Annotated in this window: 18 protein-coding genes and 1 other RNA gene; 7 read left to right on the plus strand and 12 right to left on the minus strand. The window is 60.3% G+C overall.

The window, feature by feature from the left end; all coding sequences use genetic code 11:
• Positions 1 to 10: 10 nt before the first annotated feature.
• From ccoS to ACP7EE_RS12660, 5 genes are all read left to right on the plus strand, one after another.
• The gene (ccoS, locus tag ACP7EE_RS12640) at positions 11 to 223 is read left to right on the plus strand and encodes a cbb3-type cytochrome oxidase assembly protein CcoS (protein ID WP_426205142.1); all 213 of its coding nucleotides are present in this window, start codon (positions 11 to 13) and stop codon (positions 221 to 223) included.
• Positions 216 to 899: a sulfite exporter TauE/SafE family protein gene (locus ACP7EE_RS12645; protein ID WP_039770036.1), complete on the plus strand. Its 684-nt coding sequence runs from the start codon at positions 216 to 218 to the stop codon at positions 897 to 899. The genes ccoS and ACP7EE_RS12645 overlap by 8 nt, the downstream gene beginning before the upstream one ends.
• Before the next feature lie 86 nt (positions 900 to 985).
• Positions 986 to 2,368: an oxygen-independent coproporphyrinogen III oxidase gene (gene hemN / locus ACP7EE_RS12650; RefSeq protein ID WP_426205141.1), complete on the plus strand. Its 1,383-nt coding sequence runs from the start codon at positions 986 to 988 to the stop codon at positions 2,366 to 2,368.
• A gap of 118 nt (positions 2,369 to 2,486) precedes the next feature.
• Positions 2,487 to 3,221, plus strand: coding sequence for a fumarate/nitrate reduction transcriptional regulator Fnr (gene fnr / locus ACP7EE_RS12655; RefSeq protein WP_426205140.1), 735 nt, complete (start codon positions 2,487 to 2,489; stop codon positions 3,219 to 3,221).
• Positions 3,222 to 3,299: 78 nt separating this feature from the next.
• Positions 3,300 to 3,848, plus strand: coding sequence for an adenine phosphoribosyltransferase (locus ACP7EE_RS12660; RefSeq protein WP_150701076.1), 549 nt, complete (start codon positions 3,300 to 3,302; stop codon positions 3,846 to 3,848).
• 148 nt (positions 3,849 to 3,996) lie between these two features.
• Here the strand turns inward: ACP7EE_RS12660 and ACP7EE_RS12665 are convergent, their stop codons facing one another.
• From ACP7EE_RS12665 to ACP7EE_RS12720, 12 genes are all read right to left on the minus strand, one after another.
• The gene (locus tag ACP7EE_RS12665) at positions 3,997 to 5,145 is read right to left on the minus strand and encodes an acyl-CoA dehydrogenase family protein (RefSeq protein WP_426234768.1); all 1,149 of its coding nucleotides are present in this window, start codon (positions 5,143 to 5,145) and stop codon (positions 3,997 to 3,999) included.
• A 223-nt stretch (positions 5,146 to 5,368) separates the two neighbouring features.
• Positions 5,369 to 5,971 (minus strand): recombination mediator RecR, encoded by a 603-nt coding sequence (gene recR, locus ACP7EE_RS12670; RefSeq protein ID WP_420648782.1) that lies wholly within the window; start codon positions 5,969 to 5,971, stop codon positions 5,369 to 5,371.
• A 66-nt stretch (positions 5,972 to 6,037) separates the two neighbouring features.
• Positions 6,038 to 7,072, minus strand: coding sequence for an NADP-dependent oxidoreductase (locus ACP7EE_RS12675; protein WP_426234769.1), 1,035 nt, complete (start codon positions 7,070 to 7,072; stop codon positions 6,038 to 6,040).
• A gap of 287 nt (positions 7,073 to 7,359) precedes the next feature.
• Positions 7,360 to 7,698, minus strand: a complete 339-nt coding sequence (locus ACP7EE_RS12680; RefSeq protein WP_426205136.1) for a YbaB/EbfC family nucleoid-associated protein — start codon at positions 7,696 to 7,698, stop codon at positions 7,360 to 7,362.
• A 67-nt stretch (positions 7,699 to 7,765) separates the two neighbouring features.
• Entirely contained in the window at positions 7,766 to 9,838 is a 2,073-nt protein-coding gene (gene dnaX, locus ACP7EE_RS12685) for a DNA polymerase III subunit gamma/tau (RefSeq protein ID WP_426234770.1), read from the minus strand.
• A gap of 186 nt (positions 9,839 to 10,024) precedes the next feature.
• Positions 10,025 to 11,992, minus strand: coding sequence for a hypothetical protein (locus ACP7EE_RS12690; RefSeq protein ID WP_426234771.1), 1,968 nt, complete (start codon positions 11,990 to 11,992; stop codon positions 10,025 to 10,027).
• Between the two features lie 139 nt (positions 11,993 to 12,131).
• Positions 12,132 to 12,228: signal recognition particle sRNA small type (ffs, locus tag ACP7EE_RS12695), an RNA gene on the minus strand.
• 111 nt (positions 12,229 to 12,339) lie between these two features.
• Complete coding sequence (locus tag ACP7EE_RS12700) at positions 12,340 to 13,506, minus strand: zinc-binding metallopeptidase family protein (protein WP_426234772.1); 1,167 nt, start codon at positions 13,504 to 13,506, stop codon at positions 12,340 to 12,342.
• Between the two features lie 207 nt (positions 13,507 to 13,713).
• Positions 13,714 to 16,071 (minus strand): NAD-dependent DNA ligase LigA, encoded by a 2,358-nt coding sequence (ligA, locus tag ACP7EE_RS12705; RefSeq protein WP_426234773.1) that lies wholly within the window; start codon positions 16,069 to 16,071, stop codon positions 13,714 to 13,716.
• A 118-nt stretch (positions 16,072 to 16,189) separates the two neighbouring features.
• On the minus strand, positions 16,190 to 17,053 hold the full coding sequence (gene zipA, locus ACP7EE_RS12710) for a cell division protein ZipA (RefSeq protein WP_426205131.1): 864 nt from the start codon (positions 17,051 to 17,053) through the stop codon (positions 16,190 to 16,192).
• A 259-nt stretch (positions 17,054 to 17,312) separates the two neighbouring features.
• A complete protein-coding gene (gene smc, locus ACP7EE_RS12715) occupies positions 17,313 to 20,801 on the minus strand; it encodes a chromosome segregation protein SMC (RefSeq protein ID WP_426234774.1) in 3,489 nt (1,162 codons plus the stop codon).
• Positions 20,802 to 20,803: 2 nt separating this feature from the next.
• Positions 20,804 to 21,463 (minus strand): GntR family transcriptional regulator, encoded by a 660-nt coding sequence (locus ACP7EE_RS12720; protein ID WP_420648791.1) that lies wholly within the window; start codon positions 21,461 to 21,463, stop codon positions 20,804 to 20,806.
• Positions 21,464 to 21,729: 266 nt separating this feature from the next.
• On the opposite strand from ACP7EE_RS12720, the gene xdhA reads away from it, so the two are divergent.
• Positions 21,730 to 23,184: a xanthine dehydrogenase small subunit gene (gene xdhA / locus ACP7EE_RS12725; protein ID WP_426234775.1), complete on the plus strand. Its 1,455-nt coding sequence runs from the start codon at positions 21,730 to 21,732 to the stop codon at positions 23,182 to 23,184.
• Positions 23,177 to 25,576, plus strand: coding sequence for a xanthine dehydrogenase molybdopterin binding subunit (xdhB, locus tag ACP7EE_RS12730; protein WP_426234776.1), 2,400 nt, complete (start codon positions 23,177 to 23,179; stop codon positions 25,574 to 25,576). Before xdhA ends, xdhB begins: the two co-directional genes overlap by 8 nt.
• Positions 25,577 to 25,653: the final 77 nt, after the last annotated feature.

Consider the following 25,653-nt stretch of genomic DNA (forward strand, 5'->3'; position numbering starts at 1 on the left):
GGAGTAGCAGATGCCAGCTCTTTACGTGATGATCCCGGCCGCGCTGCTGATCGTGGCCATCGCCGTGTACATATTTTTCTGGGCGGTCGACAGCGGTCAATACGACGACCTCGACGGTCCGGCCCACAGCATTTTGTTCGACGATCAGGACCCGAATCACACCGCAGCGGTCGATGAAGCCAAAGCGACCAAACCTGAAGACAAGGCCCCGCCCCATGCTTGAATTGGCGCCACTGCTGGTGTCGGCGCTGATCCTCGGCTTGCTCGGCGGCGGTCATTGCCTGGGCATGTGCGGCGGTTTGATGGGCGCGCTGACGCTGGCAATTCCCAAGGAACAACGCAGTCGGCGCTTTCGCTTGCTGCTGGCCTACAACCTCGGGCGCATCCTCAGTTACGCCACGGCTGGTCTGTTGATCGGACTGGCCGGGTGGGCGGTGGCCAACAGTCCTGCGGCGTTGTTCATGCGCGTGTTGGCCGGGCTGCTGCTGATCGCCATGGGCTTGTATCTGGCCGGATGGTGGAGCGGACTGACCCGCATCGAAAGCCTCGGCCGCGGTTTGTGGCGCTACATCCAACCGGTCGCCAATCGCCTGTTGCCGGTGTCGAGCCTGCCTCGCGCCTTGCTCCTTGGCGCGCTGTGGGGGTGGCTGCCGTGCGGACTGGTTTACAGCACCTTGCTGTGGTCGGCGAGTCAGGGCAATGCGCTGGACAGTGCGTTGTTGATGCTCGCGTTCGGCCTCGGCACCTGGCCGGTGTTGCTCGCGACCGGCCTCGCCGCCGAGCGCGTCACCGCGTTGTTGCGCAAACGCAGCGTGCGCATGGCCGGCGGCTTGCTGGTCATCCTGTTTGGCATCTGGACATTGCCCGGCCCGCATCAGCATTGGCTGATGGGCCATTAAGATCTGCGGTTGATGCAAATCAAGAGCCCCATCGCCTCACCCCGATAGACTCGCCAACACTGCCAGCCTATCCGGGGAACGCCCGCATGCTCGACGCCATTCGTTGGGACACCGATTTGATCCGCCGCTACGACCTGGCGGGGCCGCGCTACACCTCGTATCCGACGGCCGTTCAATTCAACAGTCAGGTCGGCACCTTCGACCTGTTCCACGCCCTGCGCGACAGCCGCAAGGCGCAGCGCCCGTTGTCGCTGTACGTGCATGTGCCGTTCTGCGCGAACATTTGCTACTACTGCGCCTGCAACAAGGTCATCACCAAAGATCGCGGGCGCGCCCTGCCCTATCTGCAACGGCTCGAGCAGGAAATCCAGTTGATCGCCTGCCACCTCGACCCGACCCAGAAAGTCGAGCAACTGCACTTCGGCGGCGGCACTCCGACCTTTCTCAGCCACGATGAGCTACGCCAGTTGATGGCGCATCTGCGCAAGCATTTCAATCTGCTCGACGATGATTCCGGCGACTACGGCATCGAAATCGACCCACGTGAAGCCGACTGGTCGACCATGGGCCTGCTGCGGGAACTGGGCTTCAATCGCGTGAGCATCGGGCTGCAAGACCTCGACCCGGCGGTGCAGCGCGCGGTCAATCGCCTGCAAAGTCTGGAAGAAACCCGTGCGGTAATTGATGCGGCACGCACCCTGCAATTTCGCTCGATCAACATCGACTTGATCTACGGCTTGCCGAAGCAGACCCCGGACAACTTCGCCCGCACCGTCGACGAAGTGATCAGCCTGCAACCGGACCGGCTCTCGGTGTTCAACTACGCGCACTTGCCGGAACGCTTCATGCCGCAGCGGCGGATCAATGGCAACGAACTGCCGGCACCGGCGCAGAAACTCGAAATGCTCCAGCGCACCATCGAGCAATTGACCGCCGCCGGTTATCGCTACATCGGCATGGATCACTTTGCCCTGCCCGACGATGAACTGGCGGTCGCTCAGGAAGAATCAACGCTACAGCGTAATTTCCAGGGCTACACGACACATGGGCACTGCGATTTGATTGGTCTGGGTGTGTCAGCGATCAGCCAGATCGGTGATCTGTACTGCCAGAACAGCAGTGACCTGAATGAATACCAGAACACCCTGGCCTCCGCGCAACTGGCGACCAGCCGTGGCCTGGTGTGCAACGCCGATGATCGCTTGCGCCGCGCCGTGATTCAGCAATTGATCTGCAATTTCAGCCTGGATTTCGCCGAAATCGAGCGCACCTTCAACGTCGATTTTCAAGGCTACTTCGGCGCACTCTGGCCGCAACTGCAAGACATGGCCAGGGATGGCCTGATCGAACTTGATCGTGATCGGATCAATGTACTACCGGCCGGACGCTTGCTGGTACGTTCGGTGTGCATGGTCTTCGATGCGTACCTGGAACAGCAGAACCGTCAGCGTTTTTCCCGGGTGATCTGACTTTGGCGTTGCCCTGCGGCTTTATGCCTGTGGGGCAATCTCGCCACAAGCTGGCCTGGATGTCCTCTCGTGGGTTACCCTTACGTCTTATGTGTGTTTTCCCACAAGGATTGAAGAAATGTCTGAGCCAGTTAAACAGCGCGCTCACAACCAGGCACACTGCAAGGATTGCAGCCTGGCCCCTCTCTGCCTGCCACTTTCTCTGAATCTGGAAGACATGGATGCGCTGGACGAAATCGTTAAACGCGGTCGCCCGTTGAAAAAAGGTGAGTTCCTGTTCCGCCAGGGCGACACGTTCGATTCCGTTTTTGCCGTGCGCTCCGGCGCGCTGAAAACCTTCAGCCTGAGCGATGCCGGCGAAGAACAATTGACTGGCTTCCACCTGCCGAGCGAACTGGTCGGCCTCTCGGGCATGGACACCGAGAAACACCCGGTCTCCGCCCAGGCACTGGAAACCACCTCGGTTTGCGAAATCCCCTTCGAACGTCTCGACGAACTGGCCCTGCAACTGCCGCAGTTGCGTCGCCAGTTGATGCGCGTGATGAGTCGTGAAATCCGCGACGATCAGCAGATGATGTTGCTGCTGTCGAAGAAAACTGCCGACGAGCGCATCGCGACTTTCCTGGTGAATTTGTCGGCACGTTTCCGCGCTCGCGGCTTCTCGGCCAACCAGTTCCGTTTGAGCATGTCGCGCAATGAAATCGGCAATTATCTGGGGCTGGCGGTGGAAACCGTGTCCCGCGTGTTCACGCGTTTCCAGCAGAACGCGCTGATTGCTGCCGAGGGCAAGGAAATTCATATCCTCGACCCGATCCAGCTGTGCGCGCTGGCCGGCGGCTCGCTCGAAGTCTGATCTCGACCCGCGGCCGAGCGAATCGTTTCAGCCGCGGGTATACTGCGTCGTTTGCAGCCCTGCCAGGACAACTCGACGATGGTCTTCGACTCCTTCGACATCAAATCTCTGATTCGCCCCGTGATCGACTTCCCGAAACCGGGCGTGATCTTCCGCGACATCACCCCGCTGTTTCAGTCGCCGACGGCCCTGCGCCTGGTGATGGACAGCTTCGCCCACCGCTATGTGGAAGCCGATTTCACCCACATCGGCGCGATGGATGCGCGTGGTTTTCTGATCGGCTCGGTGCTGGCCTATCAGTTGAACAAGCCGCTGGTGCTGTTCCGCAAGCAAGGCAAGCTGCCGGCTGACGTGCTGGCCGAGGGTTACGCGACCGAGTACGGCGAAGCCTTCCTTGAAGTGCACGCTGACAGCCTGTGTGAAGGCGATTCGGTGGTGATGTTTGATGATTTGATCGCGACTGGTGGCACCCTGATTGCTGCAGCGAACCTGATTCGCCGCATGGGCGCCCGCGTTCACGAAGCGGCGGCGATCATTGATCTGCCAGAGTTGGGTGGCTCGCAGCGTTTGCAGGATATGGGCATTCCGACCTTTTGCCTGACGCAGTTTGCGCTGTCTGATAAATAAGCGGCGTCTGTACTGACGCCATCGTCGGATCGCCGCCCGGGGCAAGCCCGCTCCCACAGTTATCCCGGTCGTTCACAAATAACGTGTACACCCCAAAAACCTGTGGGAGCTGGCTTGCCAGCGATGGGGCCAGTAGCAATAACTCAGATCACAGCCCCATCTGCTTGCTGATGATTTCGTTCATCACTTCCCGCGTTCCGCCGCCAATCGACAGCAAGCGGTTATCCCGATACAACCGCTCCACCAGACTCTCGCGCATGTAACCCATGCCCCCAAGAATCTGCACCGCCTCCGTGGTGATGCGATCCGAGGTGTCCGTAGCGAAATTCTTGGCCATGGAAATCTCTTTGATCACACTCTTGCCCGCCGCCATCTTCGCCGCTTGCCGGTAGGTGAATTCCCGCGACACCTCCAGCGCCGTGGCCATTTCGGCGAGGCGATGTTTGATCACCTGAAACTTGCCAATCGGTTTACCGAAAGCCTCACGCTCGCGCGCCCACTTCAGGCTCTCTTCCAGCGCTAGCTGTGAAGTCATGTTGGCCATCAGCGCCAGCGCCAGGCGTTCGCTTTGGAAGTTGCCCATGATGCAGGCGAATCCCATGTTTTCTGCGCCGATCAGATTTCCTACAGGCACACGGCAATCGTCGAAGAACAATTCAGCCGTGTCCGACGCCCACCAGCCCATTTTCTTCAGTTGCCGGCCGACGCTGAAACCCGGCGTGCCCTTCTCGATCAGCAGCAGGCTGATGCCGCCGAAACCCGGCGCGCCGGTGCGCACCGCGACGGTGTAGTAATCCGCGCGGATGCCGCTGGTAATGAAGGTTTTGCTGCCGCTGACCCGGTAATGCTCGCCGTCACGCACGGCGCGGGTCTGCAGGTTGGCGACGTCGGAGCCGCCGCTTGGCTCGGTAACAGCTAACGCGCTGATCTTCGCGCCGCTTAGCACTTGCGGCACTACGCGATCACGCACTTCCGGGCGCGCCCATTTGACGATGGGTGGCAGGCCGATATCCAGTGACCCCAGCCCCGCGACCAACCCGCCGGAGCCGCAGCGCATCAGCTCTTCGCTGGCGGCGACTTTGGCGAACAGGTCGCCTTCGTGGCTGCCACCGAGTGCTTCGGGATAGCCGATGCCGAGAATGCCGGCGGCGCCGGCCTTCAGGTACAGCTCGCGGGGGAAGCTTTCGTATTCTTCCCACGCGTCAATGTCAGGCAGGATCTCGCGCTCGACGAAACGTCTGACGCTGTCGCGGACCATTTGGTGGCTGGGATCGAAGTATTCCTGGAAGGCAGGCATCGGCGAACTCCACTGAGGGGTTCGCCGACGTTAACCGAGCGCTTGCTTGGTTTTCAACTGGAATGTGTGGGCCAGATAGACCGAGGTGCCTTCATCGCTGGCAAGTCGAATCGTCGCACCGCAGCTCCCACAGGGTTCTGTGTTGTGCACATATTTGTAATCGACACATCCCACTGTGGGAGCTGGCTTGCCAGCGATAGCGTCCGACCAGACACCCAAGTATTCAGAGGGATATCGGTTTCCGCCCGGCAAACGAATGCGCCAGCGTACCGCCATCCACCAGCTCCAGCTCGCCACCCAACGGCACGCCATGAGCGATACGCGAGGCGATCAGGCCTTTGTGCTGCAACAACTGCGCGATGTAATGCGCCGTCGCCTCACCTTCCACAGTCGGGTTGGTCGCGAGAATGACTTCGGTGAAAGTCCCCGCCTCTTCGATCCGCGCCAGCAACTGCGGAATGCCGATCGCCTCCGGGCCAAGGCCATCCAGCGGCGACAAGTGCCCCTTGAGTACAAAGTAGCGACCACGGAACCCGGTCTGCTCGACCGCGTAGACGTCCATCGGCCCTTCCACCACGCACAGCAGCGTGTCGTCGCGGCGGGTGTCGGCGCATTGCGGGCAGAGGTCGTCTTCGGTCAGCGTACGGCACTGGCGGCAGTGTCCGACCCCTTCCATGGCCTGACCCAAGGCCTGAGACAGGCGCGTGCCACCGCTGCGGTCGCGTTCGAGCAACTGCAACGCCATGCGCTGGGCAGTTTTCTGACCCACACCCGGCAGAATTCGCAGGGCGTCGATCAGTTGGCGAATCAAAGGGCTGAAGCTCATGGGTAAAAAGTCCGACAAAACAACGAGACGCGGTTTATACCCGCGCCTCCGGCCAGCGTCAAATGCTCAATCCAGGGCGACTCGCACCACCAGTTTGCCGAAGTTGCGTCCCTCCAGCAGCCCGATAAAGGCTTCCGGCGCCTGCTCCAGGCCATCGACCACGTCTTCGCGGAACTTGACCTTGCCATCGCGTACATACGGCACCATCGCGCTGATGAATTCCGGCTGACGATCACCGTAGTCGTCGAACACGATAAAGCCCTGAATCCGCACACGCTTGGTCAGCAGAGTGCGCTGCAACATCGGCAGGCGATCCGGACCTGTCGGCGCTTGGGAAGCGTTATAGCCGGCGATCAGACCGCACAATGGAATCCGCGCCTTTGGATTGAGCAGCGGCACCACCGCGTCGAACACATGGCCGCCGACGTTTTCGTAGTAGATGTCGATGCCATCGGGGCAAGCTTTGGCCAGTTGTTCGGCAAAGTCAGGCGCTTTGTGATCGATACACGCGTCGAAACCCAACTCCTCCACCACGTATTTGCACTTCTCGGCACCCCCGGCCACGCCGACCGCGCGCAGGCCTTTGATCTTGGCGACCTGGCCGACTACCGAACCCACTGCACCAGAAGCTGCAGCCACCACCAATGTCTCGCCTTCTTTCGGCTGACCGATGTCCATCAGGCCCATGTACGCGGTCATTCCCGGCATGCCCAGCACACCGAGAGCCATCGACGGACTCGGCAGCCCGGACGGGATCGGAATGATGTTGCGCCCGTCGCTGATGCTGTGGCTCTGCCAGCCAGTGGCGCCGACGACCAGATCACCTTCGTGGAATTTCGGATGACGCGAGCGCTCGACGCGGCTGACAGCGCCACCGGTCATCACTTCGCCGATTTCTACCGGCGCGGCGTAGGACGGTGCGTCACTCATGCGCCCGCGCATGTAGGGATCAAGAGACAGGTATTGGGTTTTCAGCAGGACCTGGCCGTCTTCGAGATCTAGTAACGCCTCGCGTTCGAGACGGAAGTTTTCCGGGGTCGGTGCGCCAACCGGGCGTGAGGCCAGCACGATGCGCTGGTTGAGGGTCAGAGGGTCGGACATGTCAGCGTCTCCTTCAAGTGAACAATTCTGGGGGTATAGGGAGCAGACCTTTGTGCGGGTATCAGGTTCGATGTTTCTCAGTTCCACCGAGTTGACTTCATCGCTGGCAAGCCAGCTCCCACAGTGAATTGTATTGATCACAAAGTATGTGAACAGCTCCGAATCCTGTGGGAGCTGGCTTGCCAGCGATGGCGTCCTTACAGTCCCCCCCGTCGATCAGGCAGACAAAAAAATGCCAGGCGCAATGCCTGGCACTTTTTGTAGCTCATCTGCCACCCGAAGGCGAATCAGAATGGCAGTTTCATGCCCGCTGGCAGACCCATGCCGGCGGTCATGCCGCCCATTTTTTCCTGACTGTTGGCTTCGATCTTGCGCACGGCGTCGTTGATGGCGGCGGCGACCAGGTCTTCGATCACTTCACGATCATCTTCGTCCAGACCCGGGACCAGGCTCGGGTCGATATTGACCTTTTTCAGGTCATGACGACCGGTCATCACCACGCTGACCAAGTCACCGCCAGCCTTGCCGGTGACTTCAGCGCTGGCCAGTTCTTCCTGCATCTTGGCCATCTTTTCCTGCATCTGCTGTGCCTGCTTCATCAGGCCGGCCATGCCACCTTTCATCATGGGAATCACCTCAAAAGTACTTGGATCAAAACAGCGTCCGGCGATTGCAACCGGGCGCCTTCAGTTATTAGCCCTGACTGACCAGAGCGTCGACAGGTTCAATAGTATCGCTTCGCACGACCGCGCCAAACTGCTGCACCATCTGCTGGATGAACGGGTCGCCGTGGATCGACTCTTCGGCTTCGCGCTGGCGATTGACGCGGCGGCGCGATGCGGCCTGCGCCGGGGTTTCCTGCTCGGGCTTGATCAGCTCCATGGTCAGCGTCAGCGTGCGCCCGTGAAACTGATTCAGCGCATCGTTGAGACGACGCTGCTGAGTGCTGTTGAACAGCGCACTGTGCGCCGGATCGAGGTGCAGCAACCAGTGGTCGCCATCGACCGCAATCAGCGTGCAGTTGGCAGCGATGCTGCCGGTCATGCCGGAGATCGGCAATTTCGGGAACAGCTCCAGCCATTGCAGGGCCAGACCGATGGCCGGCATTGCCGCCGGTTCAGGCTCGGGTTCCGGCTCAGGGTCGGCGGCGTGTTCGCTGGCCAGTTCGTCGAGATAGCTGTAGGCCGAATCCATGTCCGGCTCGATGTAATCCTCGTCCAGCGGCGGCTCATCGTCGTCGCTGCCCGGAGTCGCGGCATCGACGTCGGCCACGGACGGCTCGGGAATCGGCGCGGCGGCCCACTCCGGTGCGTCCGGCACCACGCTGTCAGGGATCGGCAGCGGCATCGGCGGCAGTTCTGGCTGCTCGGCGGCGGTTTCCAGCACGGGTTCGACGGCCGGCTGCTGCACCGGCGCAGGCTCGATCGGGTCGTTCCATGGCAGGTCGACGACGGCTTCGATGGCGACTGGCTCGGGTTCGGGCGTCGGTTCAGGCTCAGCGACAACCACAGCTGCTGGCTCAGGCGCCGGTGCTGGAGCAACCTCTGGCGCAGGCGTCGGCTCGACTACAGCATCGACCACCGGCGCAGGTTTCGGCGCGGCAGCCACTGAGTTTGCGGAATCAACTGTGGCCTGGCTGATCCCCACTGGCTTTAGCGGTTGCCTCGGGGCGTCCGTCGTGTCTGCCGGCCGGAACGCCAGCATGCGCAGCAAGACCATTTCGAAACCGCCGCGCGGGTCTGGCGCCAGCGGCAAGTCGCGACGACCGATCAGGCCCATCTGGTAGTAGAACTGCACGTCTTCGGCCGGCAGCGCCTGAGCCAGTGCCAATACCCGGTCGCGGTCGCCGTGGCCGTTGTCGACACCGTCCGGCAGCGCCTGAGCGATGGCCACACGGTGCAGCACATTGAGAATTTCCGAGAGCACGCCGTTCCAGTCCGGGCCTTGCTCGGCCAGATGGCGCACGGCTTCGAGCAAGCCTTTGGCGTCGCCTTCGATCAGTCGGTGCAGCACATCGAAGACTTGACCATGATCGAGGGTGCCGAGCATTGCCCGCACATCCGCCGCCAACACCTTGCCTTCACCGAAGGCGATGGCCTGATCGGTCAGGCTCATGGCGTCACGCATCGAACCGTCAGCCGCGCGACCGAGCAACCACAGCGCGTCGTCTTCGAACGGAACGTTTTCCGCGCCGAGTACGTGGGTCAAATGCTCGACCACGCGTTCCGGGGTCATGTTCTTCAGGGAGAATTGCAGGCAGCGCGAAAGAATCGTTGCCGGAAGTTTCTGCGGGTCAGTGGTCGCCAGGATGAACTTGACGTACGGCGGCGGCTCTTCGAGGGTTTTCAGCAGCGCATTGAAGGAATGGCTGGAGAGCATGTGCACTTCGTCGATCAGGTAGACCTTGAAACGCCCGCGGCTCGGCGCGTACTGCACGTTGTCGAGCAGCTCGCGGGTGTCTTCGACCTTGGTGCGGCTGGCGGCGTCGATCTCGATCAGGTCGACAAAACGCCCTTCGTCGATCTCGCGGCACACCGAACACTCGCCACACGGGGTGGAAGTGATACCTGTCTCACAGTTCAGGCATTTGGCGATGATCCGCGCAATCGTGGTCTTGCCGACGCCGCGCGTACCGGTGAAAAGGTAGGCGTGGTGCAGGCGCTGGCTGTCCAAGGCATTGATCAGAGCCTTGAGCACATGGGTCTGGCCGACCATTTCGCGGAACGAGCGCGGACGCCATTTACGTGCAAGAACCTGATAACTCATCGAAAACCGTCGCGGCAAGGGAAGCAGAAGCGGCTAATGCTAGCGGAGCAAGGGCAAAATTGCATCCGGTGTAGTCGTCTAATCTGGCTAAGCTGCATCAGCGGGGGCTGTTAACGGCTCGGGAGCGCTAATGACCGAAGCGTTTATGCAGTGGGGCTGTGGAGGCATGAGCGCGAAAGCGGCCAGTCAGTGCCCATGCGATTCGCGGAATTTCGGTTCTCGGCTTTGGTGATAGTCAACCCACTCCACCACATCGATCGGAACGTACAGCTTGCGCTTGGCGCGGGAGATGGCGATGTACACCGCGCAGATCCGCTGGTCGAACTCATAGGCGTCCTTGAACATCACAGTGGTGAGCAACTCGGGAGTCAGCAGCGCCTGATCGAACTCCATTCCGCCCGCGTCCTCAGCCAGCATCAGTACGCAGGGATTAGCCGGGTTGCCGAGCATCCGGTTAAGCAGCGTCAGATCGGCAACTTTGAAGCCTTTTTCCAGCTCCTCCCTGACCCAGTGAAACGACTCATCAAAATGATTGGCGTCGCATACGGCTTGCCAGTCGGGCATGTCGCTGAAATACGGGTGCAAGCCTTTTTCGCTGTATTCAGTGCTATAGAAGTCCGGCTTGAACATGGCGATGGCCGAACCCATGAACTGCTTGAAATCTTCCTGCGCCGTTTTGTCCGGAAAACTGAACGCACAGTTGGTTTTGTGTAGCTCGATAACCCACTTCATCGTGTCCCAGCGCGACGCCGTCAGCACCACACAGCCCTCGGGCGGAACGAAACCCGTCGGGTATTCCTCGATAGCGACGTCGGCATCACGCGCGCCTTCGAAGGGGATTTTGCTCTTCTGCGAATGGCGTGAGATCAGCGGATTGACCAGACGCTCGACAGCGCGGCCGGAACGTACGGAGAAGCTGATATCGCTCTGACGAACTTCACGCTTGCGTTTGACCACCACGCCGCTGGCCTGCTGGTATTCATCGCCGAGGGTGATCAGCACCTGACGGCCGCGCTCGATGATCTGCAGCAGCGGCGCGGGAATGTCCTGGCTTTCGTCGATCAGCACATGCGTGTAGCGCGGCGGCACCAGACAATCGGCCAAGTTTGCGCGTTTCAACAGCAACAACGCGTCGAATCCAGTCTGGCTGCCCCATGCCGGATTCAGCTCAAGGTAACCCCACAGGCGACTGGAATATTCGAGCAGCACGCTGGCGTCCGAACGGGACAATGCCTGAGTGAAATGCGGCAGATGGTTGGTCGAGAAACTGTGTTCGCGCGAGCGGCAATAGCGCTCGATCACTTGCAGACAGACATCCAGAGTTGCCTGCCCGTCGTGGTGACGAAACCCGAAGATGTTCAGTTCCTGTGCCACAGCTTGCTTGCTCGCAACCCGCGCCGGGGTATTGGCGAACTGCGGGCGGCGGCCAAGCAATAGCGATTGAGCAAATTGCTGAAAAGTCCGGCCGGCCTTCTTCTCGATCACGCCCTTCATGCGTTTGCGCAGGTTGTCCAGTTTTGCATCGGTGTGCGCCAGCAACAACGTGCGCTCGGGGCGCAAGTGCTCGAGCAACGCGACCAGCAGATGACTCTTGCCGATGCCCGCGTAACCCTGAACGTGCAGGTCTTCATCGAGATTGGCGCGAAAGGTTCTGACCAGTTTGTCTTGCGCAGCGCTCAACCAGCGCTCGCGATGTTTGGGCGTGACCATCTGCTGGCTGAATGGATTGTTGCCGATATGATGGCGAAACTTATACCCGACATCCCACTTGCCATCGGGCAACAGATAATCGCGCGCCGCCACCTCATCGGCCAGCAGAAAACGCAGGTTCAAACCTTTGATCGCCTGCAGGCCGAAGTACAGTTTGCGCTGATCGAACAGCCGACGCGCCTCGGCCAACAATCCTGCACCGGTTGAACGCTGGGTATCGACCGCCCAACCAATAAGCTTCGCCAGAACCTTTTCAGCCGCAGCGGCGTTCTGGTCGGCCTCCGTCGCTTGCTCCAGATTCTGAATGACCAACACCGCCGCCAGCTCCGGGTCTGTCAGGGCGTCGAGCGCAGCTGCGCCATCGGGCAGCAGCAGGCTCGCGCAGACTTCGTCGGTGACGGGCAAAAAAACGGGATTGGATAATTCGAGATGTTCCGGGTGCATACAACCTCGCAGCCGCGGGAGGACAGGCCGGCTACCATAGGGCATTTCGTATCGAGTGAGAAATCGCAGACACAAAAAAACTGCAGTGGGCGAAACCCATGCAGTTCAGGTTTGGTGCGATTTTTCGTTAAGGTGGCGACCCCACCAGCCACACCCCGGCACACAATGTTCCCGCTGTGGCTGCTTCCTTCCGGATCTGACCAGGTTCACGGGTAATCGTTGCGGGGGGACCGATGGGGTCACCATAACGACGCTTGCCTGTCGGCGAGCCGCGCCATTGTACCTATCTGAGACGAAGTTACAACCGTTGGTTTCAGATTAAAAATATGAAGCGACTCAAACACTTGCTATTGCGCTTGCAACACCTCGTCCGCCCGGCCACCCTCTTGCTGGATCACCAGATGAATGAAGTGCAGCTTGGCAATCGCCGCCGGCGGCAGCACGAACGGATAGAAATCCGGCTGACCCATGCTGCGTGACAGTTCGTTGAGCATACCGGCCAGTTCGATCCACGCGTTGACGAACGACAGGAACGCCGCGCCGCCCGGATGCTCCGGATCGTAAAGGGTGCTTGGCGGAAACGGCTGGTAGTCGAGATCCATCTCGCGCGCACTCATGCCGAACCCCAGCGCGGTGTCGACCGCATCCATCATGTGCAGGTAATGCGCCCAGGTTTCCGCCCAGTCTTCCCACGGGTGCATGGTGGCGTAGGCGCTGACGTAGTGCTGCGGCCAGTCGACGGGCGCACCCTGTTGATAATGCCGATCCAGCGCTTCGGCGTAACTGGCGCGCTCGTCGCCGAACAGATTACGGAAGGCGCCGAGCCACGGGCCGTTGTCGATCAGGCGATCCCAATAGTAATGCCCGACTTCATGCCGGAAGTGCCCGAGCAGCGTGCGATAGGGCTCGTGCATCTGCGCACGCACCTGTTCGCGGTGGGCGTCGTCGGCTTCTTTGATATCGAGGGTGATCAGGCCGTTGGCGTGGCCGGTCATCGGCGCGTTGCCTTCGAGGTCGACGCCGATGAAATCGAAAGCCAGGCCGGCGTCTTCATCTTCGGTTTTCGGGATGACCGGCAAGCCCAGACTGATCAGTTGTGCAACCAGTCGGCGCTTGGCGATCTCGACCTTGCGCCAGCGCTCGGGGTTTTCCGGGACGGTCAGATCAGGAATGGTGCGATTCAGGCTGCACGCGGCGCACAGTGTGGCGTGCTCGTTGGCTGGCAGCAGCCAGTTGCAGGCGGCCGCAGTGTCGAGATTGGCGCAGCGACGGAACAGCCCGGCGTCAGGCGCGACATCGAGCGTCCAGGTGCCTTCCTGTGGGCCAAGTTGCAGCGATGTCAGGCGACTGTGTTCCGGTTGATAACCGAGCACTGCGTTGCACGCCAGACATTGGCTGTTACGGAAGAACAACGACTGGCCGCAGCGGCACGACCAGATTTTGCTGTTGCGCGAAGGCTCGCCCATGAACGGCGCGACGATGCGAGAACTGAGCTGCTCGAAAAAGCGGTACATGGCGATCTCTCCCTGGGGCTGGCCAAGACTAGATCATTCGCAAGACAACAACGTTCCATGACACAACAACCATTCAGGATGACAACGCTGTTGTGGCGAGGGAGCTTGTCGAGTCGTCGCACCGTCCCGCACGGCGGCGAAGCCGACGTTTTTGGGGTCGCTCCGCAACCCAGCGGGAGCAAGCTCCCTCGCCACAGGGGATTTGCGTTATACCGAGAGACCGTGCTGCTTGAGGAATGCGATAAACGCTTCTTCATCCATGACTTTCACGCCCAGCTCATTGGCTTTGGTCAACTTCGACCCGGCGCCCGGCCCCGCGACCACGCAATGGGTTTTGGCGGAAACGGAACCGGCAACTTTGGCGCCAAGGCTTTCCAGATGGTCCTTGGCCACATCGCGACTCATCAATTCGACCTTGCCGGTCAGCACCCAAGTCTCCCCGGCCAGCGGCAAGCCTTCGACGACTTTCTTTTCGCTTTCCCAGTGCATGCCGAAATCACGCAGTTGCTTTTCAGCAGACTCGGCAAGCTGACGATGCTCGGGCACAGCGAAAAACTCGCGAACCGAATTGGCCTGTTTCTCCGGCAGCGCCTGGCGCATGTCCAGCCAATCGGCGTCCATCACGCCTTGCAGCGAGCCAAACTTGTCCGCCAGCTTCTGCGCCCCGCCCGGCCCGACCGAAGGAATATGCAGCTTGTCGAGGAAGCCGCCGAGCGTGGTGCTGGCCGCAAACTCCGCGCCCAACTCGCCCTGATCCTGAATCTGCAAACCGTGACCGAGCAGCTCGGTGATCACCTGCTGGTTGTGCGCATCTTCGAAGAAGCTGTGAATCTCGCGCGCCACTTCCAGGCCGACGTCCGGCAGATACGTCAGCACCTGTGGCAAAGCCTGCTGCACGCGCTCCAGCGAACCCAGCGAGCGCGCCAGCACCTTGGCCGTCTCCTCGCCGACATCGGGAATCCCCAGCGCATAGATGAAACGCGCCAGCCCCGGCTTTTTACTGTCTTCAATCGCAGCGAGCAGTTTGTTGCTCGAGACCTCGGCAAAGCCTTCCAGGTCGACGATGTCGTCAAACTTCAGCGCATACAGATCGGCGGGCGAACTGACCAGACCTTCGTCCACCAGTTGCTCGACGCTCTTGTCGCCGAGACCTTCGATGTCCATCGCACGCCGCGACACGAAGTGAATGATCGCTTGCTTGAGCTGCGCACCGCACGCCAGGCGCCCGACGCAGCGATACACCGCGCCTTCGCTGATGGTTTCCTTGCCCTTACTGCGCTTGACCAGTTGCGTGCGCTCGACGTGCGAGCCACAGACCGGGCAGCTTTCGGGAATCTGCACGGGGCGCGCATCTTCGGGACGGCGCTCGGTGACCACTTGCACCACTTGCGGGATCACGTCACCGGCGCGGCGAATGATCACCGTGTCGCCAATCATCAGACCCAGACGCGCGACTTCGTCCATGTTGTGCAGCGTGGCATTGGCCACGGTGACGCCAGCCACCTTGACCGGTTTCAGCCGTGCAACCGGGGTGACCGCGCCGGTGCGACCGACCTGGAATTCCACATCGAGCAGTTCGGTGAGTTCTTCCATCGCCGGAAATTTGTGCGCGATAGCCCAGCGTGGTTCGCGCGCACGGAAGCCCAATTCGCGCTGGTCGGCAATGCTGTTGACCTTGAACACCACACCGTCGATTTCGTAGGTCAGCGCGTTACGCCGAGCGCCGATGTCGCGGTAGTAGTCGAGGCATTCGTCGATGCCTTTGGCCAGTTTCAACTCATGACTGATCGGCATGCCCCAGGCTTGCAGTTGCTTGAGATTGCCAATGTGCGTGTCGGCGATATCGGCGGAGATCTGGCCGATGCCGTAGCAGCAGAATTCCAGAGGACGGTTGGCGGTGATCTTCGAATCCAGCTGACGCAGGCTGCCGGCAGCAGCGTTGCGCGGGTTGGCGAAAGTCTTGCCGCCGACTTCCAGTTGCGAGGCGTTGAGCCGCTCGAAACCGGCCTTGGACATGAACACTTCGCCACGCACTTCGAGGGTCGCGGGCCAGCCTGTGCCATGCAACTTCAGCGGAATATTGCGCACGGTGCGCACGTTGACGCTGATGTCCTCGCCGGTGGTGCCGTCGCCGCGTGTGGCGCCGCGCACCAATACGCCGTCCTGATACAGCAGGCTGACCGCCAGGCCATCGAGTTTCGGTTCGCAGCTGTATTCCACTGCCGCGCTGCCGCCAAACAGATCGCCGACCGGCAGATCCAGACCTTCGGTCACCCGCCGGTCGAACTCGCGCATGTCGGTTTCTTCGAAGGCGTTGCCGAGGCTGAGCATCGGCACTTCGTGACGCACTTGAGTGAATGCGGTCAGCGCCACGCTGCCGACGCGCTGGGTCGGCGAGTCACTGGTGATCAACTCCGGATTGGCCGCTTCCAGCGCCTTGAGCTCGTGGAACAACCGGTCGTACTCGGCGTCCGGAATGCTCGGCTCGTCGAGGACGTGGTATCGGTAGTTGTGCTGATCCAGCTCAGCGCGCAGCTCTAGAATGCGGTTTTTGGCGGCGGTCATGGGTGTTCTCTCATAAAGCAAAAGAGCAGCCGAGGCTGCTCCAATTTCAACAGTAAAAGATCGCAGCCTCGTTGCACTCGACAGCTCCTACAGGAGCTGCGGTTGCGATCCTTTGGTCTTAACGCTTCTGGGTCAAGGCGCGGCGTTCGAATTCGACGATGCGCTGGCGGTAGTGCTCGATGGTCTGCGCGGTCAGAACACTGCGCTGGTCATCTTTCAACTCGCCGTTGAGTTCCTGCGACAGCTTGCGCGCTGCAGCGACCATCACGTCGAAGGCTTGCTTCGGATGCCGCGGGCCTGGCAGGCCGAGGAAGAAGCTCACTGCCGGGGTGCTGAAATGGTCGATGTCGTCCAGATCGAAAATACCCGGCTTGACCGCATTGGCCATGGAGAACAGCACTTCGCCGTTGCCGGCCATGCTTTCGTGACGGTGGAAAATATCCATCTCGCCGAAACGCAGACCGCTTTCCAGAATGTTCTGCAACAGCGCCGGGCCTCTGAAGCCGGCGGCGTCGCGGCAGATCACGCTGATCACCAAGACTTCTTCGGCTTGTGGCTGATCTTTTTCCACAGCTGCCGGTGCTGGCTTGGCGTCGTGGACAAAGTCGTCATCACGGCTGCTGAAGCTCGGGCCGTCGTTCAGATCCAGATCAAGGTTCAGGTCACCCTGCGCCGGGCCGTTGGCGCCACGCTTGCCGCGCTTGGAAGCGGATTCACGCGGCTCACGCGCTTCACGGGCCGGCATGCTCACCGACGGCAGATCATGCTCGTCCAGTTGCGGCTCTTTATGGTTATCCAGTACGCGAGACGGGCCCAACAGCTCGGCGCTGGTGTCCTCGTCCGGCAAATTGGACAGACTTCGGTCAAGACGGAACTTCAGTTTTCCCTTGCCGCCGCGCATACGGCGCCAGCCATCGAAAAGAATACCGGCAATCACTATGATGCCGATGACGATCAGCCACTCGCGCAGACCGATTTCCATTTAATCCCGTGCCTCTATAAAAAATGCTGAAAAATAAGGGGTTTACACTGCGCAAACCGCTTTAAAACGTGGCGCCAACTCTATGTTCTGACAGGCGTTTTGCCCACGTATACGAAAAATTGACATTAAACTAGCACGACCAAAGGCAACTTTACACCGTCTGTCTCATTGGCTTGCGCGAATATGTCGATTGGCCAGCAAGTCGAAGGCGGTAAAAAAGTCCTACAACCTTCAATTACCTTTCCGACAGCGCGCCGGCTCAGGCATCCACCATCGCCATCGCCTCCTCGACATCCACTGCTACCAGCCGCGAACAACCCGGTTCGTGCATCGTTACACCCATCAATTGATCAGCCATTTCCATGGCGATCTTGTTGTGGGTGATGTAGATAAACTGCACGGTCTGCGACATCTCTTTGACCAAGCGTGCGTAGCGTCCAACGTTAGCGTCATCCAGCGGTGCGTCAACTTCGTCGAGCATGCAGAACGGTGCCGGATTCAATTTGAAGATGGCAAATACCAAGGCCAATGCGGTCAGGGCTTTTTCGCCGCCGGAGAGCAAATGGATGGTGCTGTTCTTCTTTCCGGGCGGCTGCGCCATGATCGTCACCCCTGTATCGAGTAGATCTTCGCCCGTCAGTTCCAAATACGCGCGGCCACCACCGAAAACTTTTGGGAAAAGCGCCTGTAATCCGCCATTGATCTGATCAAAGGTATCTTTGAAACGGTTACGCGTTTCCTTGTCGATCTTGCGAATGACGTTTTCCAGCGTTTCCAGCGCCTCCACCAGATCGGCGTTTTGCGCATCCAGATAACGTTTACGCTCGGACTGTTGCGTGTATTCGTCGATGGCCGCGAGGTTGATCGCGCCCAGCCGTTGAATCCGCGCATTGATCCGCTCAAGTTCTTCTTCGGCGTCCTTTTCACTGACCTCGGCGGTCAGGGTATTGAGCACGCCGTGCAAGTCATAACCGTCTTCCAGCAGTTGATCCTGCAAGGCCTTGCGACGCACGGTCAGGGCTTGCCATTCCATGCGCTGCTGTTCGAGCTGGCCACGGATCAATTGCGATTGTTGTTCGGCCTGAGTCCGGCGTTTTTCCGCGTCGCGCAATTCGCGATCGGCATCTTCCATGGCAATTTGCGCGGTCTTGAGTTCTTCGTCGACGCTCATGCGTTTGTCGAGCAACTCTTCCAGTTTCAGGCGCAGCTCTTCCAGCGGAGCCTCGCCCTCCTCCAGGTTCAGACTGAGTTGTTCACGTTTTTCGGTGAGGCGCTCAGCCTGCATTTCCAGACGCTCAAGCGCCTGACGCGTGGAGTCGTGTTGCGCGCGTAGCGAGCCGAGACGCACAGCCAATTGATGGGCGTGATCCTTGTGCTGGCGCGCTTCCTGCCGCACGCGGTCGAGGCGTTCGCGCAGGCTGTCACGCTGGGCCAGCAGCAATTCGCGCTGCTCGGTATCCAGCGCCATGGCGTCGAGGGCGTCCTGCAATTGAATGCGCGCTTCGCCGACGTTTTCGTGTTCCAGCGCGCGCTGTTCACCCAGCTCGACAAGCTCTTCATCGAGACGTTTGCGACGCAGCGTCAGTTGCTCAGCCTTGGCTTTGCCGGCGGACAACTGGGCTTTCAATTCACCCTGCTGACGCGCTTCGTCTTGCAGCAAGCGGCGCAAATGTTCGCGACCGTTTTCCTGCTGACGCTGTTGCGCGCGCAGGGTCTGCAAGCGGTTTTCCATGGCCTCGACCGTGGCTTCGCGCTCTTCACGCTCCAGATGCAGATCCTGGATTTCCTGACCGCGGGCGAGCATGCCGCTTTCGGCTTCGCTGGCACGGCGCACCCGCAGAAAGTGCCGGCCGATCCAGTAACCGTCGCGGCTGATCAAGCTTTGTCCGGCCGCTAATTGCCCGCGCAGGGCCAACGCCTGCTCAAGACTGTCGACCGGTTTGACCTGGCCCAGCCACGGCGACAGGTCGATCTGTGCTTCGACCTTGTCGAGCAGACTGCCGGGCACGCGCACACCGTCGTTGCCCGGGCTGAGCAGGCGCAAATCGCCCTGCGCAAAACCGGACAAATCGAAGCCGTCGAAATCATCCACCAGCACCGCTTGCAGATCGGCGCCGAGCACGGTTTCCACCGCCAGCTCCCAACCGGCCTCGACCTTCAGACCTTCAGCCAGACGCGGACGCTCGGCGAGGTTGTGTTCCTTCAGCCATTCGGCGGTGCCGGTGCCCGGATCAAGCGCGGCTTGCTGCAAGGCTTCGAGCGATGCGAGGCGACCGTTAAGCCGCTGCAAATCGCCTTGCGCCTGCTGCTGCGCGGTCAGCGCTTGTTGCAATTCCTGACGCAGTTGTTCGAGTTTTTCGACCTGCGCTTCTTCGCTGGTCTGCAAATCTTCAAGGGTGGCTTCCGACTCGGCGAGTTGTTCGCTGAGCTCCATGATCGCCGCGTCTTCCGGATCGGCCGAAAGCAACGCGCGTTCTTCGCCGAGACGTTTCTGCCGATCGGCCAGACGCTCCATGCTGGTTTCCAGCTGCTGGATCCGCGACTGCTGCACTTCGGCCTGACGCCGTGGTTCGGCGGCGGTCAGGTTGAACGTGTCCCATTGCTCCTGCCAGCCATGCATGGTGGTTTCTGCATCTTCCAGCGCGGCGGCGGCTTCTTCAGCAGCGGCGTTGGTGATTTCCTGCTCGGGAGTCAACTGGTCGAGCTCTTCGCCGAGGGTCAGCAGCAACGTGCGGTCGTGGCCCAGGTGCGATTCGGTTTCGAGTCGCGCGCGCTCGGCTTCTTTCAGATCGTCCTGCAACTGGCGCAAACGCTGCTGGCCGTGCTGGATGCTCTGCTCAACCCGGGCGATGTCGCCGCCGACCGAATAAAAGCGGCCCTGCACCAGATTGAAGCGCTCCGACAGATCATGGTGCCCGTCGCGCAGGCGTTCGATGGCCGCATCGGCGTTGCGTTGCTCGGCGACCAGCGCTTCGAAACTGATTTCCTGGGTGCCGATGATCGCTTCGCGCTGACCGACCTGATCGTTCAGATCCTGCCAGCGCAGCGCCGACAGTTGCGCCTTGAGCTGACGCTCTTCGCCCTTGAATTCCTGATACTTCTTCGCGGCCTCGGCCTGGCGGTGCAAGCGCTCGAGTTGACGCTCAAGTTCATCGCGCAGGTCAGTCAGACGAGCGAGGTTTTCGTGAGTGCGGCGGATACGGTTTTCAGTCTCGCGCCGCCGCTCTTTGTACTTGGAGATCCCCGCCGCTTCTTCGATGAAGTTGCGCAAGTCTTCCGGTTTGGATTCGATCAGCTTGGAGATCATCCCCTGCTCGATGATCGAGTAGCTGCGCGGGCCGAGGCCGGTGCCGAGGAAAATGTCAGTGATGTCGCGGCGCCGGCATTTGGTGCCGTTCAGGTAATAGGTGGTCTGGCTGTCGCGAGTGACTTTACGCCGGATCGAGATCTCGGCGTATGCCGCGTAGGCGCCGATCAGCGTGCCGTCGGAGTTATCGAAGACCAGTTCAATGCTCGCCTGGCTCACCGGTTTGCGACTGGTCGAACCGTTGAAGATGACGTCGGTCATCGATTCGCCACGCAGGTTTTTCGCCGAACTTTCGCCCATCACCCAACGTACGGCGTCGATGATGTTCGACTTGCCGCAACCGTTCGGCCCGACGACCGCCGCCATGTTACTGGGGAAGTTCACCGTGGTCGGATCGACGAAGGATTTGAATCCCGCCAGTTTGATGCACTTGAGCCGCAAGGTCAGGCAACCGTCAGGGCGGACACCACCAGATCGCAACTGCGCTGGGCGTAAGCCGTCAACACGATGCGGATCTGCGGCAAATCACGGGCGAGGACGGCGGCGAGCAAGCGCTCGAACAGTTCGAGAAATTCGCTCATCTCGGCTTTGCGCTGTTCGAGGGCGAGGAAGTACGCACGGCTCATCGCCGGTTGCAGATTCTCGACGGTTTCTTGCAGGTACGGATTGTTGGCGAACGGGTACGCGGCGCGCATGACGTTGAAACTGTCGTCAACGAAGGTGCGGATGTCCTGACGCTCGTAGCTGGCGGCCAGACGCTGCTGGATCTGCACGAACGGCGCCATGTCGGACTGGACTTGCCAGCCGTTGGCCACCGAGTTACCGAGCAGGATGTACAACTCGCTCATCAGCGTGCACAGGCTCTGCACCTTGTGCGCCGTGAGTTCGGTAACGTGCGCGCCACGGCGCGGCAGGATCGCGATCAGGTGCCGGCGTTCGAGGATCAGCAAGGCTTCACGGACCGAACCGCGACTGACGTTGAGCGCCAGCGTGACCTTCTGTTCCTGGATGCGCTCTCCCGGCTTCATTTCGCCACGAATGATTCGTTCGGCGAGGTGGTGAGCAATTTGCTCGGCGAGGCTGTCCGGCGCCTTGAACGTCATGGTTGTCCTTCAAACTCTTCGATCTGCACAAGCGGCGCAGTGTAGCGCAATGCGCGGTCATGGCGGAGTGCCCGCACAGCGGTTTTTGGCACGAATTCCGCAAAAAAGCAGGGGATCGATACAAGGTCAATACTGAATAGACAGGTTGTTTATCGACAAAGCCGATTTTCTTGACCTTTAAGTCAGAAAACAATTGACCGAAAAGTCAGAGCTGCTAAATTCGGTTCAAGTCGCTTAACAACAATAATGAGTTTGCGAGGCCTTCCGTGATCCAGTTTTTACTAAACCAGGAACTCCGTAGCGAGCACGCCCTGGACCCGAACCTGACCGTGCTCAATTACCTGCGTGAACACGTGGGCAAATCCGGTACCAAAGAAGGCTGCGCCAGCGGTGATTGCGGCGCTTGCACCGTGGTGGTCGGCGAGTTGCAAACGGATGACGACGGTCGCGAGCACATTCGCTATCGCAGCCTCAATTCGTGCCTGACCTTCGTTTCGTCGCTGCACGGCAAGCAATTGATCAGCGTCGAAGACCTCAAACATCAGGGCGAACTGCACAGCGTGCAGAAAGCCATGGTCGAGTGCCACGGCTCGCAGTGCGGCTTCTGCACTCCGGGTTTTGTGATGTCGCTGTTCGCGCTGCAAAAGAACAGCGATGCGCCGGATCATGCCAAGGCTCACGAAGCGCTGGCCGGCAACCTCTGCCGCTGCACCGGCTACCGGCCGATTCTGGCCGCCGCCGAACAATCCTGCTGCGGCAAGCAACCCGATCAATTCGATGCTCGCGAAGCCGAGACCATCGCCCGCCTCAAAGCCATCGCCCCGACCGACATCGGCGAACTCAACAGCGGCGACAAGCGCTGCCTGGTGCCCCTGACCGTCGCCGATCTGGCTGACCTCTACGACGCCTATCCACAAGCCCGCCTGCTGGCGGGCGGCACCGACCTCGCGCTGGAAGTCACCCAGTTTCACCGCACGTTGCCGGTGATGATCTACGTCGGCAACGTCGCCGAAATGAAGCGCATCGAGACCTTCGATGATCGCATCGAAATCGGCGCCGCTGCCGCCCTCTCCGACTGCTACGAAGCGTTGAACGCCGAGTACCCGGATTTCGGCGAATTGCTGCATCGCTTCGCCTCGCTGCAGATCCGCAACCAAGGCACCCTCGGCGGCAACATCGGCAACGCCTCGCCGATCGGTGACTCACCGCCGCTGCTGATCGCCCTCGGCGCGCAGATCGTGCTGTGCAAGGGCGAAGTCCGCCGCACGCTCAACCTCGAAGACTATTTCATCGACTACCGCGTGACTGCGCGTCAGGAAAGCGAGTTCATCGAGAAGATCATCGTGCCGCGTGCCAGCGCTGAACAACTGTTCCGTGCCTACAAGGTTTCCAAGCGTCTGGACGATGACATTTCTGCGGTGTGCGCCGCGTTCAATCTGCGCATCGAAAACGGCGTGATCGCCGATGCGCGCATCGCCTACGGTGGCATGGCAGCAATTCCGAAACGCGCCGCACATTGCGAAGCCGTGCTGCTCGGCCAGCCATTCAACAACGCCGTGATCGAACGCGCCTGCGCCGCTCTGGCAGAAGATTTCACCCCGCTCTCGGACTTCCGCGCCAGCAAGGAATATCGCCTGCTCAGCGCGCAGAACCTGCTGCGCAAATACTTCATCGAACTGCAAACACCGCACATCGAGACTCGGGTGACCGCTTATGTCTAATCATCACGGCGTAGAGAAAACTCAAGCTGAACTGGCCGAACTGTTCGCCAAGGATCTGACCAGCGGTGTCGGCCGCAGCGTCAAGCACGACAGCGCGGCCAAGCATGTGTCCGGTGAAGCGCAGTACATCGATGATCGGCTCGAATTTCCGAACCAGTTGCACCTTTATGCACGCATGTCGGATCGCGCCCACGCGAAAATCATCAGCATCGACACCACGCCGTGCTACGCCTTCGAAGGCGTGCGCATCGCCATCACCCACAAAGACGTGCCGGGTCTGAAAGACATCGGCCCGCTGCTGCCGGGCGATCCGCTGCTGGCGATTGACGACGTGCAATTCGTCGGTCAACCGGTACTCGCCGTGGCCGCGAAAGATCTGGAGACCGCGCGCAAAGCCGCGATGGCCGCGATCATCGAATACGAAGATCTGGAGCCAGTGCTCGACGTGGTCGAAGCCCTGCGCAAACGCCATTTCGTGCTCGACAGCCACACCCATCAGCGCGGCGACTCGGCCACGGCTTTAGCGACTGCCGAACATCGCATCCAGGGCACGCTGCACATAGGCGGCCAGGAACACTTTTATCTGGAGACGCAGATCTCTTCGGTGATGCCGACCGAAGACGGCGGCATGATCGTCTACTGCTCCACACAGAACCCCACTGAAGTGCAGAAACTGGTGGCCGAAGTCCTCGACGTATCCATGAATAAAATCGTCGTCGACATGCGCCGCATGGGCGGCGGTTTCGGTGGCAAGGAAACTCAGGCCGCCAGCCCGGCGTGCCTGTGCGCGGTGGTCGCGCACCTCACTGGCCAGCCGACCAAGATGCGCCTGCCACGCGTCGAAGACATGCTGATGACTGGCAAGCGTCACCCGTTCTACGTCGAGTACGACGTCGGCTTCGACAGCACCGGGCGCCTGCACGGGATCAACATGGATCTGGCCGGCAACTGCGGCTGCTCGCCGGACTTGTCGGCATCGATTGTCGACCGCGCGATGTTCCACTCGGACAACTCGTACTACCTCGGCGACGCGACCATTAACGGTCATCGCTGCAAGACCAACACCGCGTCGAACACCGCTTACCGCGGCTTCGGCGGCCCGCAAGGCATGGTCGCCATCGAAGAAGTGATGGACGCAATTGCCCGCCACTTGAACCTCGACCCACTGGCGGTGCGCAAGGCCAACTACTACGGCAAGACCGAGCGCAACGTCACGCACTATTACCAGACCGTCGAGCACAACATGCTCGAAGAAATGACCGCCGAACTCGAAGAAAGCAGCCAGTACCACGAGCGCCGCGAAGCGATCCGTCGCTACAACGCCAACAGCCCGATTCTGAAAAAAGGCCTCGCGCTGACCCCGGTGAAATTCGGCATTTCCTTCACTGCGAGTTTTCTCAATCAGGCCGGCGCGCTGATCCACGTCTACACCGACGGCAGCATCCATCTGAACCACGGCGGCACCGAAATGGGCCAGGGTCTGAACACCAAAGTCGCGCAAGTTGTGGCCGAAGTTTTCCAGGTGGAAATGGATCGGGTGCAGATCACCGCGACTAACACTGACAAGGTGCCTAACACCTCACCGACCGCGGCTTCCAGCGGTGCTGACCTTAACGGTAAGGCTGCGCAGAATGCGGCAGAAATCATCAAGCAACGGCTGATCGAATTCGCCGCCCGCCACTTCAAGGTCAGCGAAGAAGATGTGGAATTTCACAATGGCCATGTAAGGGTTCGCGATCACATCCTGACCTTTGAAGCGCTGATCCAGTTGGCGTATTTCAATCAGGTTTCGCTGTCGAGCACCGGGTTCTACAAGACCCCGAAAATCTACTACGACCGCAGCCAGGCGCGTGGTCGGCCGTTCTACTATTTCGCCTTCGGCGCGGCGTGCTGTGAAGTGATCGTCGACACCCTGACCGGCGAGTACAAAATGCTGCGCACCGACATCCTGCACGACGTCGGCGCTTCGCTGAACCCGGCCATCGATATCGGTCAGGTCGAGGGCGGTTTCGTGCAGGGCATGGGCTGGCTGACCATGGAAGAACTGGTGTGGAACAACAAGGGCAAGCTGATGACCAACGGCCCGGCCAGCTACAAGATCCCGGCGGTGGCGGACATGCCGCTGGACCTGCGGGTGAAGCTGGTGGAGAACCGCAAGAACCCGGAAGACACGGTGTTCCATTCCAAGGCTGTCGGTGAGCCGCCGTTCATGCTCGGCATTGCGGCGTGGTGTGCGCTCAAGGATGCGGTGGCGAGTCTCGCTGACTATAAGCATCAGCCGAAGATTGATGCGCCGGCGACACCGGAGCGAGTGTTGTGGGGGTGTGAGCAGATGCGGCAGTTGAAGGTGGCGAAAGCCGTCGAGGCCGAAACCGAGTTGGCTTCGCTCTAGACCGAGGTGCGGCCATCGCTGGCAAGCCAGCTCCCACAGGTTTTGTGGTGTTCGCTAAATCTGGATTCCACGCGGAC

It is taken from the genome of Pseudomonas sp. TWP3-2 (assembly GCF_049897765.1).
Classification (GTDB): Bacteria; Pseudomonadota; Gammaproteobacteria; order Pseudomonadales; family Pseudomonadaceae; genus Aquipseudomonas.

Excerpts from the sequence above, each read along its gene's own strand:
- ccoS (WP_426205142.1), top strand. The coding sequence starts at position 11 with ATGCCAGCTCTTTACGTGATGATCCCGGCCGCGCTGCTGATCGTGGCC.
- ACP7EE_RS12645 (WP_039770036.1), top strand. The coding sequence starts at position 216 with ATGCTTGAATTGGCGCCACTGCTGGTGTCGGCGCTGATCCTCGGCTTG.
- hemN (WP_426205141.1), top strand. The coding sequence starts at position 986 with ATGCTCGACGCCATTCGTTGGGACACCGATTTGATCCGCCGCTACGAC.
- fnr (WP_426205140.1), top strand. The coding sequence starts at position 2,487 with ATGTCTGAGCCAGTTAAACAGCGCGCTCACAACCAGGCACACTGCAAG.
- ACP7EE_RS12660 (WP_150701076.1), top strand. The coding sequence starts at position 3,300 with ATGGTCTTCGACTCCTTCGACATCAAATCTCTGATTCGCCCCGTGATC.
- ACP7EE_RS12665 (WP_426234768.1), bottom strand. The coding sequence starts at position 5,145 with ATGCCTGCCTTCCAGGAATACTTCGATCCCAGCCACCAAATGGTCCGC.
- recR (WP_420648782.1), bottom strand. The coding sequence starts at position 5,971 with ATGAGCTTCAGCCCTTTGATTCGCCAACTGATCGACGCCCTGCGAATT.
- ACP7EE_RS12675 (WP_426234769.1), bottom strand. The coding sequence starts at position 7,072 with ATGTCCGACCCTCTGACCCTCAACCAGCGCATCGTGCTGGCCTCACGC.
- ACP7EE_RS12680 (WP_426205136.1), bottom strand. The coding sequence starts at position 7,698 with ATGATGAAAGGTGGCATGGCCGGCCTGATGAAGCAGGCACAGCAGATG.
- dnaX (WP_426234770.1), bottom strand. The coding sequence starts at position 9,838 with ATGAGTTATCAGGTTCTTGCACGTAAATGGCGTCCGCGCTCGTTCCGC.
- ACP7EE_RS12690 (WP_426234771.1), bottom strand. The coding sequence starts at position 11,992 with ATGCACCCGGAACATCTCGAATTATCCAATCCCGTTTTTTTGCCCGTC.
- ACP7EE_RS12700 (WP_426234772.1), bottom strand. The coding sequence starts at position 13,506 with ATGTACCGCTTTTTCGAGCAGCTCAGTTCTCGCATCGTCGCGCCGTTC.
- ligA (WP_426234773.1), bottom strand. The coding sequence starts at position 16,071 with ATGACCGCCGCCAAAAACCGCATTCTAGAGCTGCGCGCTGAGCTGGAT.
- zipA (WP_426205131.1), bottom strand. The coding sequence starts at position 17,053 with ATGGAAATCGGTCTGCGCGAGTGGCTGATCGTCATCGGCATCATAGTG.
- ACP7EE_RS12720 (WP_420648791.1), bottom strand. The coding sequence starts at position 21,463 with ATGACGTTCAAGGCGCCGGACAGCCTCGCCGAGCAAATTGCTCACCAC.
- xdhB (WP_426234776.1), top strand. The coding sequence starts at position 23,177 with ATGTCTAATCATCACGGCGTAGAGAAAACTCAAGCTGAACTGGCCGAA.